This window comes from Ureaplasma diversum (assembly GCF_000941095.1).
GTDB lineage: Bacteria > Bacillota_I > Bacilli_A > Mycoplasmatales > Mycoplasmoidaceae > Ureaplasma > Ureaplasma diversum.
In genome coordinates this window covers 486,824-504,522 of sequence record NZ_CP009770.1, presented here as the reverse complement: position 1 = coordinate 504,522, position 17,699 = coordinate 486,824, and the positions used below count along the sequence as shown (strand labels likewise).

At 25.0% G+C, this 17,699-nt stretch carries 17 protein-coding genes; 8 read left to right on the top strand and 9 right to left on the bottom strand.

The window, feature by feature from the left end; all coding sequences use genetic code 4:
- Positions 1-44 precede the first annotated feature (44 nt).
- Positions 45-1,760, bottom strand: coding sequence for a DUF262 domain-containing protein (locus tag JM47_RS02035; protein ID WP_208894770.1), 1,716 nt, complete (start codon positions 1,758-1,760; stop codon positions 45-47).
- A 325-nt stretch (positions 1,761-2,085) separates the two neighbouring features.
- Between JM47_RS02035 and JM47_RS03995 the strand changes: the two genes are divergently transcribed.
- Complete coding sequence (locus tag JM47_RS03995; RefSeq protein ID WP_269317250.1) at positions 2,086-2,217, top strand: hypothetical protein; 132 nt, start codon at positions 2,086-2,088, stop codon at positions 2,215-2,217.
- 811 nt (positions 2,218-3,028) lie between these two features.
- Here JM47_RS03995 and JM47_RS02030 read toward each other — a convergent pair.
- The 6 genes from JM47_RS02030 to JM47_RS03885 form a co-directional block, all read right to left on the bottom strand.
- Positions 3,029-3,592, bottom strand: coding sequence for a hypothetical protein (locus JM47_RS02030; RefSeq protein ID WP_208894769.1), 564 nt, complete (start codon positions 3,590-3,592; stop codon positions 3,029-3,031).
- Positions 3,593-3,795: 203 nt separating this feature from the next.
- Entirely contained in the window at positions 3,796-3,969 is a 174-nt protein-coding gene (locus tag JM47_RS02025; RefSeq protein ID WP_208894768.1) for a hypothetical protein, read from the bottom strand.
- 240 nt (positions 3,970-4,209) lie between these two features.
- Positions 4,210-5,565 carry an MAG4270 family putative restriction endonuclease gene (locus JM47_RS02020; protein ID WP_208894767.1) on the bottom strand — a complete coding sequence of 452 codons (1,356 nt, stop codon included), beginning with the start codon at positions 5,563-5,565 and terminating at the stop codon, positions 4,210-4,212.
- Positions 5,555-6,373 carry a DNA (cytosine-5-)-methyltransferase gene (dcm, locus tag JM47_RS03960; protein WP_280451480.1) on the bottom strand — a complete coding sequence of 273 codons (819 nt, stop codon included), beginning with the start codon at positions 6,371-6,373 and terminating at the stop codon, positions 5,555-5,557. Before dcm ends, JM47_RS02020 begins: the two co-directional genes overlap by 11 nt.
- A 54-nt stretch (positions 6,374-6,427) precedes the next feature.
- Positions 6,428-6,826: a DNA (cytosine-5-)-methyltransferase N-terminal subunit gene (gene dcm_N / locus JM47_RS03955; protein ID WP_244870367.1), complete on the bottom strand. Its 399-nt coding sequence runs from the start codon at positions 6,824-6,826 to the stop codon at positions 6,428-6,430.
- 261 nt (positions 6,827-7,087) lie between these two features.
- On the bottom strand, positions 7,088-7,306 hold the full coding sequence (locus JM47_RS03885; protein ID WP_222702317.1) for a hypothetical protein: 219 nt from the start codon (positions 7,304-7,306) through the stop codon (positions 7,088-7,090).
- Positions 7,307-7,481: 175 nt separating this feature from the next.
- Between JM47_RS03885 and JM47_RS02005 the strand changes: the two genes are divergently transcribed.
- From JM47_RS02005 to JM47_RS01990, 4 genes are read left to right on the top strand one after another with little or no spacing between them, the layout of a single operon-like run.
- Positions 7,482-7,913, top strand: coding sequence for a hypothetical protein (locus JM47_RS02005; RefSeq protein ID WP_208894765.1), 432 nt, complete (start codon positions 7,482-7,484; stop codon positions 7,911-7,913).
- 50 nt (positions 7,914-7,963) lie between these two features.
- Entirely contained in the window at positions 7,964-8,884 is a 921-nt protein-coding gene (locus JM47_RS02000) for a S8 family serine peptidase (RefSeq protein ID WP_222702316.1), read from the top strand.
- A complete protein-coding gene (locus tag JM47_RS01995) occupies positions 8,871-9,701 on the top strand; it encodes a hypothetical protein (protein ID WP_208894763.1) in 831 nt (276 codons plus the stop codon). Before JM47_RS02000 ends, JM47_RS01995 begins: the two co-directional genes overlap by 14 nt.
- A gap of 40 nt (positions 9,702-9,741) precedes the next feature.
- On the top strand, positions 9,742-10,101 hold the full coding sequence (locus JM47_RS01990; RefSeq protein WP_208894762.1) for a hypothetical protein: 360 nt from the start codon (positions 9,742-9,744) through the stop codon (positions 10,099-10,101).
- 556 nt (positions 10,102-10,657) lie between these two features.
- On the opposite strand, the gene JM47_RS01985 is transcribed toward JM47_RS01990, so the two are convergent.
- Together JM47_RS01985 and JM47_RS01980 are read right to left on the bottom strand one after the other, a co-directional pair.
- Positions 10,658-11,200: an isochorismatase family protein gene (locus JM47_RS01985; RefSeq protein ID WP_208894761.1), complete on the bottom strand. Its 543-nt coding sequence runs from the start codon at positions 11,198-11,200 to the stop codon at positions 10,658-10,660.
- A gap of 3 nt (positions 11,201-11,203) precedes the next feature.
- Positions 11,204-12,385 carry a hypothetical protein gene (locus JM47_RS01980; RefSeq protein ID WP_208894760.1) on the bottom strand — a complete coding sequence of 394 codons (1,182 nt, stop codon included), beginning with the start codon at positions 12,383-12,385 and terminating at the stop codon, positions 11,204-11,206.
- A 336-nt stretch (positions 12,386-12,721) separates the two neighbouring features.
- Here JM47_RS01980 and JM47_RS01975 point away from each other — a divergent pair, with 336 nt between their 5' ends.
- The 3 genes from JM47_RS01975 (at position 12,722) to JM47_RS01965 (ending at position 17,575) form a co-directional block, all read left to right on the top strand.
- Positions 12,722-14,230, top strand: coding sequence for a hypothetical protein (locus JM47_RS01975; RefSeq protein WP_208894759.1), 1,509 nt, complete (start codon positions 12,722-12,724; stop codon positions 14,228-14,230).
- A 528-nt stretch (positions 14,231-14,758) separates the two neighbouring features.
- Positions 14,759-16,123, top strand: coding sequence for a hypothetical protein (locus JM47_RS01970; RefSeq protein ID WP_208894758.1), 1,365 nt, complete (start codon positions 14,759-14,761; stop codon positions 16,121-16,123).
- Positions 16,124-16,156: 33 nt separating this feature from the next.
- Positions 16,157-17,575: an IS3 family transposase gene (locus JM47_RS01965; RefSeq protein WP_318023472.1), complete on the top strand. Its 1,419-nt coding sequence runs from the start codon at positions 16,157-16,159 to the stop codon at positions 17,573-17,575.
- Positions 17,576-17,699: the final 124 nt, after the last annotated feature.

Sequence of the window (17,699 nt, the reverse complement as noted above, 5' to 3'; positions counted from 1 at the left end):
ATAAAAACAACAACCACATCAAGTGGTTGTTTTTGTTTCTTTAATTAATCTTTTTCATAAGAAAAGAAGGTAATGATAGCTTGGATTAGTTGGTTAGTTCGTTGATCAATTTGATCAGTTGTTCAACTATTTTGTTTAAGGATTTCAGCGTTGATTTTAAGATGTTTTGTTTTTTCTAAGATTTTCTTTTTTGATTTTCAATCATTATTACCCATTTTATTATTATCAACTCTACTAGCTAAAGTTAAATTACCTAATCGGTTGATTTGAGCATTATATGTATCTTTATCAGTATTAAAATGATTTAATCATCAAGTTGAATGATTCTTAGGAGCAATATGTTCAATGCTTAGATTATCTAAGTTAACAGGAGCAGGATTCTCATTATGTTCTAGTTTATCAAAGAATAAACGTAAGATATTCTTATGTCTGTACATATTAGCATTAGTGATATAGTTGCTAAGTTCAAGATTAGTTGGGCTATGAGCATTTTTGGTTTTATTATCAGTAAATAATAGTTTTTTAAGAAGTGAGACAATATTACTATAACTATTGTTTTTCTGTTGGTTAATTTTTGAATGAACAGAGCTAAAAAATTGATATAAATTAGCTATATCTAAACCACAAAATGCTCTTCTTATTAAATAATTATTAACTATTCTAATTAATTCACTTAATTGCTTTTTGTTAATTTTATTATTAGTAAATAGATCAAAGAAACTCATTAATAAATAAGTTGCACAATCATTTTTGATTTGACGATAATCATTAATAAATGGTTGTAGTTCATTAACTAATGTTGATAGTTTTTGAACATGAATTTGAGCATAGTGTTTAATGTATTTAATGATTTCTTTAAAACTATCTTCGCGATTTCGTTTTTTCTCAAATTCAGTACATCATAAAACAAACTGTTGATATATAACATTCTGATCATACTTCTTATTATCATTAGCATGTAAAAACAAACGGAAGAATGTTTCAAGTTTATCTTTTTTATGATCTAATAACCTTAAGATTTGTTCTCAATATAAAGTATAGAATTTATCCTGTTTTTCACTATCTAAATCCATTAATAAGTAGTTTTTAATTAAATCAGATAATTCAAGATGCATCCCTGTTGAATTAATGCTTTCAAAGATCTTTTGGGGATTATCATAGTTTTGCGATAAAGGGATACAGACAATATGTAACTTATTTAAAGCATTAATGATTGTTTCAATACTATGTTTATTAACTAATTTCTTAATGTAGTCTAAAATATAACAATAGTTTTTGTATACTTGAGATTTCTTATCATCAATCTCATCGATTTTATCTTCTACAATAAGTTGATAAACATTATCATCAGCTACTTGTGGTTTAAGTTTAGCTTGATTATCTTTATTAATAAAACAGTTAGTATATAAATAAGGTTCTAAATTAATGTTAGAGTTTTGGTTATTTGTTTGTTTAAGAATTGCTTTTATAGCATATAAAGTTAGAAAAGTTGTTGTTATTCGTTGTTGTCCATCAATAATTGAAAACTCTCGTTTTGAATGATCTAAAGGAATATCTAAGTAGATAATGATTCCTAAAAAGTGATTAGAACAGTTACTAATTAATATATCTTCTAAATCTCTAAGATATTGTTTAACTTCTTTATCTTCTAATCAGGTGTAATTACGCTGATAGATTGGAACTATTAATTGGGCATTAATACTATCTTTTAAAAAGTCTAATAAACCAACACGAACTGGACTTTGGAATTTTGAATTCATACTAACTCCTAAATTTAATTTAAAACACTTTAATAATTATAAATTAACTACTATTAATTTAATATATAAGTTTAAGAATAACTTTTATAATCAGTGGTATTTAATTAATTTTTAGATTAATAGATGAGTAAATTGATCAGTTAGTTATGTGCGATGTTAATTAAATAAATAAGTTATATCAGCAGTTAACTTTAAAAATGATCATTATGTTTTTTATACTTGACATTCTATATATAATAAGAATGTTTGGGGTTTATCATATTTTTAGTGATAAATGTGAGAGCAAGTTAGGCACTATATGAATTTTAAAAAGGAGATGGACTTTATGAACAAAAATCGACCAAACGATCAACGTTCTGATGTAATGAATCCTAACAATTCTAACTACAAATCAAACAATGATAATCGTTCAAATCAACTAAACCCTAACAACTCTGAATATAAGGGTAAGAAATAGTTATTCTTAACAAAAACAAAAAGACCAACTAAGGTCATTCATAGTAGGTGTTTTTTATTTTATATTAATAAAATCTAATTATTTATTCATTAATTCTGTAGCAAATTTGTTTAAAAGATAATTAATCCTTAAATTCTTAGTATTCTTTTTGTTTTCATATTCAATAACAAAGTTCAATGTAAAAAGGATTTTAATACTAATGAAAATTAATAAAATTATAGTTAAATTAACATTAGTAAAAATTGTTTGAAGATATCAATCTTTTAATATGTAATCTCAACTAAAAGCGTATGAAAATTGCAATTAAAAACACTAATGAATCCAAAAGAGAAAATAGTAGTACTTCATCTATAATGATTGATTTTCTTATCAAGTAGTTTTAATGTTAAATATGTAAAAACTATTGTTAAACCTAAAACAATTAATGGCAGATTTTTTAAAAGATTATTGCACTCTTATTCATAATTACCAAATCCTTACCTGTATGTTAATTATTTAAGAAATATCTAAAAAATATCCTATTTACATAATAGAACGATTTTCTAAAAAGGTTTAGATCTCTTATTTTTAAATAATGGTTTGGTTTAAACAACTATATTTTATGAATTAGTATGATAATTAATTTCATAATCATCTAAATTATTTATTTTATCGATTTCAACAAAGTAAACGTAATAATCTCTTGAAATTGCTGTACCTACTTTTCTATCCACATTCGATTTTAAAGGTTTAGTTCATTGTAGTCATATATCAATTTTCTTTTGTTCTTTATTAATAGAGATATTTTTTATTCAAAAACCAGCATTATATTCTATATAGATTGTTGTGGGTGAAAATCTAGCAAGACCAAAACTAATAATGATTTTTTAGAAAAATCAACTTTTTGAACGTGATTAATTAGTTCTCTTTTTAGCTTAATAGTATTATAATATTCGTGTTTTCCTATAAACTCACCAACTCTAAATTTTTTAAAATCATTAATTAATAGAAATATTTCGTTTTTATGATTTTTATAAATAAAATCAATTCATTCTTTGTATGCTTGATCTCTATTAACTACATTCCGCCCTTTGAAAAAATGTGGATATTTTGTTCTGAATTCTTCATCTTGAGACATTTCATAAGAGAAAAGATTAAACATCTTATGATTTATATCAATTAGATATTTAGGTTTTGAACCAATTAAATATTGATAGTCTCGTGGATGAAATCGAATCACTTTGGTATTATTTTCTGTATTTTTTACAGATATATAAGGGTCTCTTTCATTATCACCCAACTGAACACAACTTGCTAAAATTGTTGGCACAACAGCAACCAATCCTAAAACTAAAACAGAGCTTAAAAGTTTGAATTTCTTTTTTGTTTTAGACACAACAAACACCTCCTATGAATTGAAATCAGTTTTAGTGAAAATATTTATTTTCTAACAAAAGTAAGTGCTACATCAACTAATTTTCTATAATCTTTTTCATCATCACTATATCGTTTAATATTGTGAGCTAACCAAGTTATATTAGCTCTAAGCTTTTCATTTTCTTTGAAATATACTTTGTATTTATTTCAATCATTACTAGTTTAAATATAATCGTTGTGTTGATCATCTTTAATTTCATAAAACAACACATCTTTATTTAATTCAGCTCTTTTCTCACTTTTGCTATTAGCAGCAACTAAAGCAATTAATGAACTTGTTCCTATAATAGTTGCTAATGATACTAATAATAATTTATGTTTAGTTTTTAAAATCATACAACCACCCCTTAAAACAAATATAATGTTGTTAATTTTTGAGTATTAATAAGTATAACACATCTAACAAAAAACTGGTTTTATGTACATTTTAAGCTTTGCTTAAACCTGTGATTAACTCATTAGCTTTAAATGGTTATTATTTTTGTTCTAAGTTTTAAAATAACAAACTATTACTTATTTAATCAACTTTAAGATATTAAAAAAATGAAAGTTTTTATCTAGCTTTTTTTAGCTAAATTAGATTAACTTTCATTTTAAAAAATTGGTTTCTAGTTGATTATTCTTATTGTTTTTCTTAAGGATTTGTATTACTTTATCTTTTCTTAAAGCAATATATTTTTTTGTCTCTTCTGATAAGTTTTTAGAAATAATATTAACTTGGCTTTTAAAATTATCTAAAGCATTTTTAACAAAGTTAAAATGCTCTTTACTAATCTTCTCTTCTTTAAGAATTAAATAAGCTGATAAATGTTCATCAAAGATCCAATAATATTCATCAAAATAAGTATGTCTATTTGGATCCATTCCAAATAAATTATTAGGATCACAAATATAATCAAGCATCTTATCTCTTCTTATTTTGTCTCTAATTTCTAGTTCACTTTTATCTTTTCATTGATCAATAAACTTTCTAAATATTTCTTGTTTGATTCATTCAACATTAAAAATATGAGCTTTTTCTGTTTTTGGTACATCAAACGATAAAGCAGGTGTGCAACTTTGCACTTTAGATCTTTTTTCTTTAGCTGATTTTTCAATTTCAACTCAAGCAATTCTAAGTCTTGATAGTCTATTAATAGATCATTGTATTTTATTTTCTAAAGCAGGAGTAATAGTATCATTTTCTAATAATAAGAAAATCTCACTATAGTATTGATCCTTAAGAATAGGATCAAGATTATCTTCTAAAAAAGCTTGATATGTTAACTTATCATTATTTTTATTAACATACTTATTTAAAATGTTAATTGCATTTAGTTGATCAATATCAAGCTTTTTAAAAGTTAAAAAATCTTCATCATCAACAAAAAATGATAAATCCTTTTTATTAATGATTAATTTATCAATTAATGATACTAAAACATAATATGAAGAATTGTTATTACAATCATCAAACATCACTGTTTGACTACTTTTATTGTTTTTGATTTTACCAGATGGGTTAGACCCATTAATAATAGCTATTAGGTTATTAATAGTAGTATAAAATTGTTCATTATTATTTACTAAATCATTTAGTTTACTTAATTCTAAATCATTAAAACTAACAATAACTCTTTGTTGGTTTTTAGATCTTCTTTTTATTTGAACAGTATTAAGAAGACAATGATCAAGAATTAATTTACGGCGTAAATAATTAGTTTTATTATTTTTATTTTGATCTTCAAATCAACTTGGGGTTGTTAGTAAGTTGATACTGAAATGTTTAAAATGATATTTAGTGCAATAGATAATGCCATTAGATTTACTTACAAGTGCATATAAATCTAAATCATACATAGCTACATCTTTAGTTGTTTTATTTAAAAAGGTTTTAGAAGCAAAATGGAACTTAACAACAACTAGATCATTGTTTTTAAAACTAGTGTTCATAAGCTTTTTTAATCTCTTTAAAAATAGCTTCTAAAACCTGTATACAAATTGAATTACCTGCACAAAAAATCATTTTGGTGGGGGTGATTAGATTAGTGCTTTTGATTTTAAGCACATCATTTTCACTAAATCCCATATACAAATAAGCTTCAATTTCATTGATATAGCGAATGATGTTTTCTTGTTGAAAATAGAATTTAAGTCGACTATTTGCTCCTGAAGCAGTTAGTGTTGCTCCTTTGTTGATTGGTTTATAAATGTAGCTTTCTGAATTAAAGTTTGAATAATTAATTAACTTCGCTTTTGTGATATTAAAACTTGTTGTCTTAAAATCAGTGTGCTTGTATTTTAGTAAGTGTTCTAAATTATTATTAGCATATGGATTGTTAATAATATCTTCTAGATTTGTACTTTTAGTTGATGGTTTAGTCGGTGGAAAAGTGATATCTTTGTTTTCAGTTTTAAGGACTGATAACATAAAGACACGCTCTCTGTTTTGTGATGAACCATAATCAGTTGCATTTAAAATAGCATATTTACTACTATATCCTAATTTATCTAATGTTTCTATTCACTTATTAAAATCATTAATAAACTTTTTAGATACTAAACCTTTAACATTTTCTAGCAAAAGAATTTTTGGTAATCTGTCTTGATTAGATTTTAAGATACGTTCGATTTGATAAAGTAAACCACTTCTTGTTGATTCATTTAACCCTTTTTGTTTACCTTGTTGACTTAAGTCCTGACAAGGGAATGAGTAGGTAAGAATATCAATATCTTTAGGTAGTTTACTAAAAGTTGTGATATCTGTCCCCCCTCTCTCTCTCTCTCTCTCTCTCTCTCTAAAAGAAGGGTTGAATTAGATTCTAATAAACTGCTCTCTCTCTCTCTCTCTCTCAAAAATTGATCGATATCTTAATTTAAAATAATCATTGTTTACATAACTATATAAATATGAAAACATTGATCTTAATTTATCTTCTTTCAATGATTTAAAATAGGTTGCTTTAACTACATCTTTAGAATTAGTACTAAATTGATATTGATTTAATAACTCTACCATTTGTTCTTTAGACAAATTCTCTTCTGGTTTTAATACTCCATAGTGAATTATCATATAACTTATAATTGCATCAATATAAAAATCACAACTACCTAAACTAACTACTTCTATACCGCTATCTTTATAAACATTTTTAAGTGCAGCATATTGACTACCAATACCTGCAAACATTTCAAATAATCTAACTTTTTTCATAAAAGTTATTATAACGCGTTAATTATTGATAAATATAATTAACATTATTATAATCATTATTAATTCTTAATAAAATTGAATATCAAAATAAGTAAAATTGGTATACAAAATTAAGGTTTTAAACAACATATTTTTATTAAAAACCAAGCAAAATAATAATGTGATTTTACATAAACTAAACCACTTGTAATATAATTTATATACTTTCAAAATTTACATTATTGTAGAAAGCAGGTAATAAAAAATATGTTTAAAAATAAACTAAAAAACGATTGTTTTTACATCATTAGTTGTTACAACTGCAATTCCTTTTGCTTTAAGTGTTTTAACTAATGCTAACAATCAAAAAGTAATCTTAAATAATGAACAAAAAAATAACAAATCCAAACATAAATTAGTTGAAATACTAGAAGCGGATGTAATAGGTAATTCAACTAATAAACAAACGCCTAAATCATTAGGTGTTAAAAGATTTGACATTATTTTTAAAGCCAATAACGAAATTGATTTAAAATCAAAATTAAAAATAATTGCTAACAAATATTTAAAAATTAAAGAAGAAGACCTAGTTTTTATTTTAGGTAAATATTTAAAAACAATCTCTATTGCTATAACTAACAACCAAGACTATGACGCATTCAAAAATGCTCTTTCTTTGTTCGCATATGATGATAATGAAGTATCAAGTGTTTATGGATTTAAATCATCATATACTTACGAAGATTTTGTTTTAAAAAAGAAAAATAATAGTGGCGTTCGAACAACATCTAATCAAGAAGATAAAAGACATAATGTTGGATCAGCATTTGATTTACGACCATATGCTAACAATGACGAGCTTTTTAGCTTGGTTGGATTAACCCAATCAGTTAGAACTAAACATTTTAATGATTACATCGATTCTCCATTATTAAAAGTGGGAATTTTAGAAGCTGAGGGGGGGTTATCGATGGTTGAACTACACCATTTATATGAAATAATAAATACGGAAATGGTGCCAGATGAAGAAATGAACCATTTTATAATGAATCTTGAAGCAATCACGCTAACAATGTTGGAGAAATTATCGTTGGGCAAAAAGGGATAAATCCTACTGCTAAATTATGGAGCGTTGAACTTAATACAGAATGGAACGGTATGGCAGGAGAAATGGATTTTTTTCTTTATTGAGGAGTTAAGATAATAAATAATAGTTGAGTTTTTACAGATCCTGCAAACAATAAATGGATGCAGAAATATAATTATTACTCTAAATATGTTGATGAATTGATACAATCAAACCCAGAAATAATTAACGTTTTTTCAGCAGGAAACGCTTTTAATGGTAATAAAAATGAGAAACCGTACAAAGAAATAGCTGGAGTACAATTATCTAAAAATAGTATTGTTGTTGGTGCAATTAATCATAATTATAATCAACAAAAAACTGATTATAGCCAAATTGGCAATAACATAAACTATGTTACAGCTGTAACATATGGTGGTAATTATAATTTTTCTAGTTGAAATACTGATGAAACCGGTTTTACAGGTTCAGGAACAAGTTTTTCAGCACCAGTTATTACTGCATTATCTAGTATGATTGTGCAAAGAAATAAATACTACTTTGATAAAGGGCATGATTCTATCATCATGAAATCAGCCTTAATTTCAGGTTCGAAGAAACCTAATTATACAAACGAAATTTATACTGCTGAAACTGGGTTTGGGATTCCTCAATTTTATAGTGTTGATAGTGCTGTTAAAAATCTTCAATATTTCAAAAAAGCTGATTCAAACTTCTCTAGAAGAATCAAAGTATATTTACATCAAAATGAAAATATAAGAGCTAATATATCATGACTTGTTAATCTTTCTGATGACAAGAATGTTGTTGATTTTGATATCAAAGTTTATGATCCTAATAATCGATTAATAACTTCTTCAATCGAAGGTGAAAGAAATACAGAAACTGTGGAGTTTAAAGCAGATAGAAGTGGATATTATGAATTTGAAATTTATAGATATGATAAAAACAATATAAAAAGGGATGTTGCTTTTACTTATGTTAAAAAATAAATGAAAATTTTTAATTCCTTTATCTAGCTTTTGTTTATTAACATTAATTCCTTTAGTTGCTGCTTCTTGTAGTGAAGTTGAAATAGCTAAAAAAACATACTATTCAAGATCTAAAACTGAAAATGGGTTAGATGTTTTAAGAGAATACTCACCAATAGGTTTGCACCAAACTCTTCCGTTTGGAGCTAAAAAAGAATTACCACTAAAGAAAACAATTTCAACAGATTGATTATGAAACCCATTGGACCTTTATCGAGAGTACGTTTCTCATCTTATAAATTCTAATGATCCCCGTGATGATCATTTCAAAGCAAAACATGCAGCAACTTATGATCGAATTAACCAATTACAAGATCAATATGCCAAGACAGAAAATAAAAAAGAATCCAATCAATTAGATGCAGAAATTGAAAAATTAAAACGTAAAGTTGCTAATGATTGACAACAAAATAATATAGCTTTAAACAAAGATAAAATTTTCCATCTTATTAATAAATCTGAAGATTTCAACAAAATACAAACCGAACGATTTAAAAAATATTTCAAAGATTTTGATTTCAGTAATAAATCAATATTACTTATCAAAGGATATTTAGAAAGAAACGTAGATCCACCAGCTATTGGGGCGGGATATTGAATTAAAAACCTTACTATTAGTAACAATACTATTAATATTCAATATAAATATAAAGAAATACCGATAAAGAAAAAAAATCCACACATTACCAGTCCAGGTTTTAGAACATCATCAACAGTTCATCTTGTTGTAGTAGATAAAATACAAAGTTTAGATAATTATCAAATTATTATAAGTTAAGTATTCAAAAAATAATACATAAAGGGGGTTAAATTTAATTATGTTAAAAAATAAATTAAAATTTTTAATTCCTTTATCTAGCTTTTGTTTATTAATATCAACTCCTTTAGTTGCTGCTTCTTGTAGAAGTGATGAGTTAACATATGATAGATATCTTTTAAAATCTAAAACTGAAAATGGGTTAGATGTTTTAAGAGAACATTCACCTAATTTTGGCTCTTTTTCAACAGAAAGTTTATGAGATACTTCATCCCTTTTTAGCATATTGAAACAAAAGCATATAAATGATGATAATTTCAAAGCTAAATATTCTAATGAATTTAAAGAGATTGATCAAATAAAAAAACAATATTATCAAAATTATAATAAATTTTCTGATTCAGAGAAAAAAGTAATGTAGATAAAATTGAACAAATTGAATTCAAGATTGCAGATGATTGACAAAAGAATAATATTGCTTTAAATAAAAATAAAATTTTTTATCTTATTAATAGCTTAAACGATCTAAATAAACAACAAACTAGAAGATATAAAGAGCATTTTAAAGATTTTGATTTTAGTTCAAAATCAATACTTCTAGTTAATGGTTTAGACTCAAGAACAATATATGGACCTGTAGTTAGAGGGGTTGGATATTGAATTAAAAATTTAACTATTGTAAATAATACTATTAATATTGAATTTGAATATAAATATATTAAACCAAAAGAAAACACAGCAATAGCAGGTTCTCCTGTCCTTAGTTTTTCATCAACAGTTCATCTTGTTGTAGTAGATAAAATACAAAGTTTAGATAATTATCAAATTAATGTAACAAATCTTTAATTATCATTGTTGATAATCTATTTAAATTATTAAATAGATAATTAATAAAAAACCCATTAATGAATGATACAAGATTGTACTTGTATTTTTCATATGGGTTTTTATAATGCATTGATTTAATCAAATAGAATCTATAAACTACTTAAATCTAGTTTTTCTGTAATTTCTACATCAACCAATTGGTCTTTACCAATCAATCTTTTTAAACAGAGAATTCCTGCATTATGTGCTAATTCTCCACCATTTGATGCACAATAATTAAGCAGAACAACTGGTCTGATATTATTCTCAAATAAAGCGGTTGCTACAATTAAAATACAACAATCAGTATCAGCTCCAACAATATAGATTTTATCTGGTAATTGATTATTGTTTATTTCATAAAGCTTATCTAGAAATTGTTGATTAATGCAATTGTAAACATTCTTATCAACCACAAAATCAATATATTTTAAATATGAATGATCGATTGCTTGTTCGTGTTGATCTTTTAATTTATTTCATTTTAATCATCGTTCATAAACACTATTATCAGTATTTAAAAACCGTGTTGCAATTACATAATCAAATTTTTCTAATTGAAGTAAGTTAAATATTTTTTGTTTTAAAACTTTGGTTTGTTCATATCTAGCAAACCCGTTTTGCATATCAACTACTAATAAGATGTTTTTCATAAATTATTGTTTCTTTCTAACTATGAAATATGAACAAATAACAAATAAGATCAACATGATAGTTGCAAGGATTATATCACTTGTTTTTATTTCTCCATTAATAAGATTCCTTAATGGTTCATAAATACTTACTAATGTAAAAAGGACTAAGAATATTTCAGTTATAATTGCATATCTTGATTGTTTTTCATTAAGTTTAGCAATTGCAATTGCAATTTTATTTTCTAACAGTAAGAACAATTTATCTTGAATAATTTTAAAACCAGAAGTTTCATAAATAGATTCAAATGTATTCTTTTCACTCAAACTCATATTTGGAGTTAAGATTGTACTAATGTTTAATGATATATTAGTGGCTAAACTTTTTTGTTTTTGTAGTTGTAAATTTGTCATATTTGTTTTATTGATATTTTCAATTAAACAATCGAACAAAAATCAACTTGCTTGCAACTCTATCTCATAATCTAATATTCTAGTTAAAGATTCTGACTCTTTTTCTTCAACTACAGCAACAGCTGCTCATGATGATGTTATGTTTGATGAATTGTTAAACTCATTATTATGAAATCCATGAATATTATACATTTGGATTTTTGAGATTATAGAATTTCATTGCTCTTGATTATATATTTTATTAATGATTGTGGGATTCATCAACATATCAAATGATTTATCATTTTCTAATTTATAACAATTAGAGATAATATGATATAAAGAAAAAATATATGAAAAACCCTCTTTTTTATATTGGTTATTTGAAGAGATAATTCTTTCTTTTTTAGTTATTAAACTTCAAATTTTTTGCATAAGCTGTTTTATTAGCTTTGAATCTAATAATTGATGATTTAATATCATATGTTGTTCATGTTGTTTTGAATAATATATTGCATAAGGGATATCTTTTTCAAATACTTTTCTAACTTCTGTTAGATCAACAGAATTTATATTTTTAATAACAAAAACTCCGATTCCATAATCTAAAAGATAGCAAGAAATTGAATTATTTAACTTTATTGCTAAAAAACAATTAGATATATTAGTTTGCAATAATTCATATTTTTGGTCAAGAATAAATTGCTTTAGAGTTGATGAAAATACTTCTTTTTGATGCAAATCAGAATCATTGTTTCCATTGAATGATTTACCAATATCAAACGGGGCTAAATGCACAATATTCCAACTCATAATATACACCACAACAAACCTTATTGTTATCAATAAACTTATAAAGTTTAATTACCTTAATAAGATTCTTAATAAAGATAATAACAGCAACAAAAGTTAAATTTCATTCACTTATTAAATTTTACAATATTTTAAAACTATATATTGAGATCGAGCATAATTAAAATTAATTTTATGTTTTCAATATTAAAAAAATAATCATTATATATGATGTACAATAACTATAAAACTTAATATCATTTTCGCTTTTTCTAATAAATGTTAAAAACCATTTAAAATGATATAGTACTTATAATAATAATAATAATATATTGTTTTAAAAGAGGGGGCTGACCTATGAATAAAAGATTAAAATCAACCATTGTGTTTAGTTCATTGTTTTTAGTTTCTATTCCTGTTGTATTAGCTTCTTGTACTCAAGAAAAGGAAAAACCAGCTATAAAAAGTACTCCTAAAAAATCATTACTTGAAGAAAATATAAAAATATCTGATCCTACAGTAGTTAAACAAACTCGACCACTTGTAGCACTAGAACCAGCAAAACCAATACAAATCTTATTAAATAACATAGATAAGAATTTGAAATTTGTTGATAACAAGTATGTTCTAAGCTTTAAATTAGACTCATCATATCAAGATAAATACATTCAAGTTCAGCTTACAAAACCCAATAACAATGATGAATTAATCACTTCTAACAAAGCCAAAATAAGTAAAGATGGTTCAGTTCAAGTTTCTTTTGCTAACTTAGAAGATAATAATGAATATTTAATCAATAAGATCTTTATTTATCAAGAAATTAATTCTAACAATGGTTCAAACCATCAAATCTCAAATCCTAAAGATGATTTATCAGTTTTTACTAAATTATCTGATATTCAACTAGAAGCCAATTCTCAACTAACTGAATACTACTATGAAGAGTTTAAAATCAAACTTAATAACTTATTGAAATGAAAAAATAAGGAATTAGTTCTTGTAGTTGAAAACCAAAAAACTAAAGAAAGATTTGAATCATTAAGAAGTAAAATTGAAAATATCAATCAAGACTTTTTCTTTCTTTATCTGTATTCAGTTTATGACCAATATAAAATTGTTGAACTTAAATATTTCAATGAAGAATATAAAGATAAAAAAGATAATAAAGATGAATATATTTCAATCCCATTAAGTGATGAAATTAAAAACCAAATTTTTACAGTCAAATACAAAACTAATTTAAAAGCCAACCCTTTTACTAATGAAAAAGATAAAGAACGACTTTATGTTTTAAATGGTTTAAAATATCTTTCAAATGATAATAAAACATTCTATTTTTATTATTCTGATCGGGCTGATATTTTAGATCAAAACACTAAAAAAAATATTATTAAATATGTAAGTGAAACAACACCAGTTGAAGAATATAATAAGAAGTTTTTTATAATCAAAAGCAAAGAGGAATTATTATCAACTTTTAAATCAGGTGCTTTAGATATAGATAATGTTGTTACAACTAATTTTGATAAGAAAGATTTATTAGTTCTTTTATTTAAAGACTATACATCCGGTTATTTTCGTCCAGAATATCGTATTAAAGTACCAAAAAGAGTTGATATTAATTCACAAACTAAAACAATAAATGTTGAATTAGAAGAAAATAACGAAGCACCTTGGTTTAAAACTAAAAAAGATGTTTCAAAGCGTTCAAATACTATACCAACTGCGAATTTTCAAAACTATCCAATATTCTTATTAGAAGTAGATAAAATTGATAATTTAAGTGAATACAATCTTAAATTTGATTTTAAGGATAAAGAAAAAGATGAAACAATTGAATGAGATTCTCTTCCTTGAAATGAATAATGAGTAGATAAAATAAAAAGCCAATAATAACTTTTATTAAATTAAATCAATAACAAATACTATAGTCATAGTAATTTTACTATTAGCTATCATTATCAACATAACAATCAAAAGTTCTAATTAAACTTACTTTAAAAAGAAACTAAATGAGTTACCGGCTCATATTTTTGCTATTATTTTTTTAAAAAAAATGGTGTAAAACCAAACAAGATTTGTGTTTCGCTATTCTCAAATAAATTGATTTTGTTACAAAATATAGTCATACACAAAATTTGCCGCAGTACCTTAGTTAGAGTAATATAAAATATAAATTTAATAATTATATTTAATTGTATTATGTGGATAAATTTTGTCGCTTATGATCTTTGTGATGATAAGTAAATATAGACACTTATATAACTTAATATCATCAACTTTTCACTTATTAATTAAAGTAAGTAAATCAATATTTATTATTTTTGCCTATGCTATAATAACCACAATATAAACTTAAAAATTAGTTTAGTTACTAATAGGTGGTATAAAACTATGAATAAAAAATTAAAATCAACTATTATATTTAGTTCATTGTTTTTAGTTTCTATTCCTGTTGTAATAGCTTCTTGTACTCAAGAAAAAGAAAAACCAGCTAGAAAAAGCACCCCTAAAAAATCATTACTTGAAGAAAATGTAAAAATATCTGATCCTACAGTAGTTAAACAAACTCGACCGCTTGCAGCACTAGAACCAGCAAAACCAATACAAATGTTATTAAATAGCATAGATAAGAATTTAAAACTTGTTGATAGTAAGTATACTCTAAGCTTTAAATTAGACTCATCATATCAAGATAAATACATTCAAGTTCAGCTCACAAAACCTAATAACAATGATGAATTAATCAATTCTAATAAAGCTAAAATAAGTAATGATGGTTCAGTTCAAGTTTCTTTTGAAAACTTAGAAGATAATAATGAATATTTAATCAATAAGATCTTTATTTATCAAGAAATTAATTCTAACAATGCTTCAAACCATCAAATCTCAAATCCTAAAGATGATTTATCAGTTTTTACTAAATTATCTGATATTCAACTAGAAACCAATTCTCAACTAATTGAATACTACTATGAAGAGTTTAAAATCAAACTTAATAACTTATTGAAATGGAAAAATAAGGAATTAGTTCTTGTAGTTGAAAACCAAAAAACTAAAGAAAGATTTGAATCATTAGCAAGTAAAATTGAAAATATCAATCAAGACTTTTTCTTTCTTTATCTCTATTCAGTTTATGATCAATATAAAATCGTTGAACTTAAATATTTCAATGAAGAATATAAAGATAAAAAAGATAATAAAGATGAATATATTTCAATCCCATTAAGTGATGAAATTAAAAACCAAATTTTTACAGTCAAATACAAAACTAATTTAAAAGCCAACCCTTTTACTAATGAAAAAGATAAAGAACGACTTTATGTTTTAGATGGTTTAAAATATCTTTCAAATGATAATAAAACATTCTATTTTTATTATTCTGATCGGACTGATATTTTGGACCAAAACACCGAAAAATATATTATTAAATATGTAAGAGAAACAACGCCAGTTGAAGAATATAATAAGAAATTTTTTATAATCAAAAGCAAAGAGGAATTATCTTCAACTTTTAAATCAAGTGATTTAAATAAAGTTGTTACAACTAATTTTGATAAGAAAAATTTATTAGTTCTTTTATTTAAAGACTATGCATCCACTAATTTTCGTCGAGAGTATCGTATTAAAGTACCAAAAAGAGTTGATATTAATTCACAAACTAAAACAATAAATGTTGAATTAGAAAAAAATAACCGTGCACTTTGGTTTAAAACTAAAAAAGATGTTTCAAAGCGTCCAAATTGAAATGAACCCTAAAAGTTGGACAACCAACGAAAGGATTCATTTTTCATGAAATTAACATACAAAGATAAGTTAGAGATCTACTCTTTGTACAAAGAAAAAGATTTTTCATTTAATAAAATTGCAAAGAAATACAATTTAAACAGAACCGTTGTTTGATACATTATTCGGTTAATAGAAAGGCATGGAACTAAGATTGTTTATCGTTCTAGGAATAAAAAATATTCTAAAGAATTCAAAAAAGCAGCAATTGATCGTGTTTTGCTTAACGGTGAAACTTATGTAAGGGTATCGATAGAATTAGGATTATCTAATGTTGGTTTATTACACTCATGAATTAAATCTTTTCTTGAAAACGGGTATAATGTTGTAGAGAAAAAGAGGGGCCGTAAACCATATGAACAAAAAGCAAGAAAACAAGACGAACATCTCATTGAAGCAAGAAAATGAACTTTTACGAAAGCAGAATTTACGCCTTACCATAGAGAACGAATACTTAAAAAAATTAGATGCCTTAGTTCAGAAAAGAGAAAACCAACAAAAGAAGAAATAGCTCAAGCTATCACAGAACTAAGGCAAGAATTGTTATGTAGTTTGAGATTCATTTTAGAAGTAATTAATAGCAATCCAAATTGTCCAGGCATTTCAAGAAGTGATTATTATTACCACCTTAAAAAGGTAAGTAAGGATCTGAAAAACAAGGAAATAATGAGCCTTATCACTGAAATTTATTACCACCACAAAAAACGCTATGGATACCGTAGAATCACACTAGAATTAGCAAATAGAGGGATTTTAATTAATCATAAAAAAGTGAAACGTTTAATGAAACTAATGGGATTATTTGCTCTAACTCCTAAAGCTAAATATCGATCATACAAAGGCGATTTAAATGGGGTAGTGAAGAGTCATCTATTAATCAAGATTCAAGATCAAGTTGCTCATAAAACTTATTATCAACGAGATTTTTCAACCACTTCTTGTAATCAAAAATGAACAACTGATGTTACTGAATTTCGCATCACTAATAGCAAAGTATACTTATCACCAATTATGGATATGCACAATAGAGAAATTATTGCTTTTAATATTTCAACAAGCCCTAACTTTCAACAGACAGTTAAGATGATTGGTGAAGCTTTTCAAAAGTTTGAAGACTTAAGTGGGTTAATATTGCATTCAGATCAAGGCTGACAATATCAAATGCGCCAATACCGCCAAATGCTAGCTGAGAAAAATATTATTCAATCAATGTCGCGAAAAGGTAATTGTCTTGATAATTCGCCTATGGAAAATTTCTTCGGTAAACTAAAAAACGAAATGTTTTATGGTCATGAATCTGAATTTAAAACGGTTGAAGAATTAATCCAAGCTATAACAAACTACATTCATTACTATAATAACGAAAGAATACAAGTAAAATTAAAAGGATTGACTCCTGTACAATACAGGCATCAATCCTTATAACAATAGACAAGAATTAATTTGTCCAAAAAATCGGGTTCACTACAAAATATAATCTCTTATTACTCTGTTTTTTGTTTTAAAACAAAATAACAGGATTAAGATATATAAATAAGAGTATATTTAA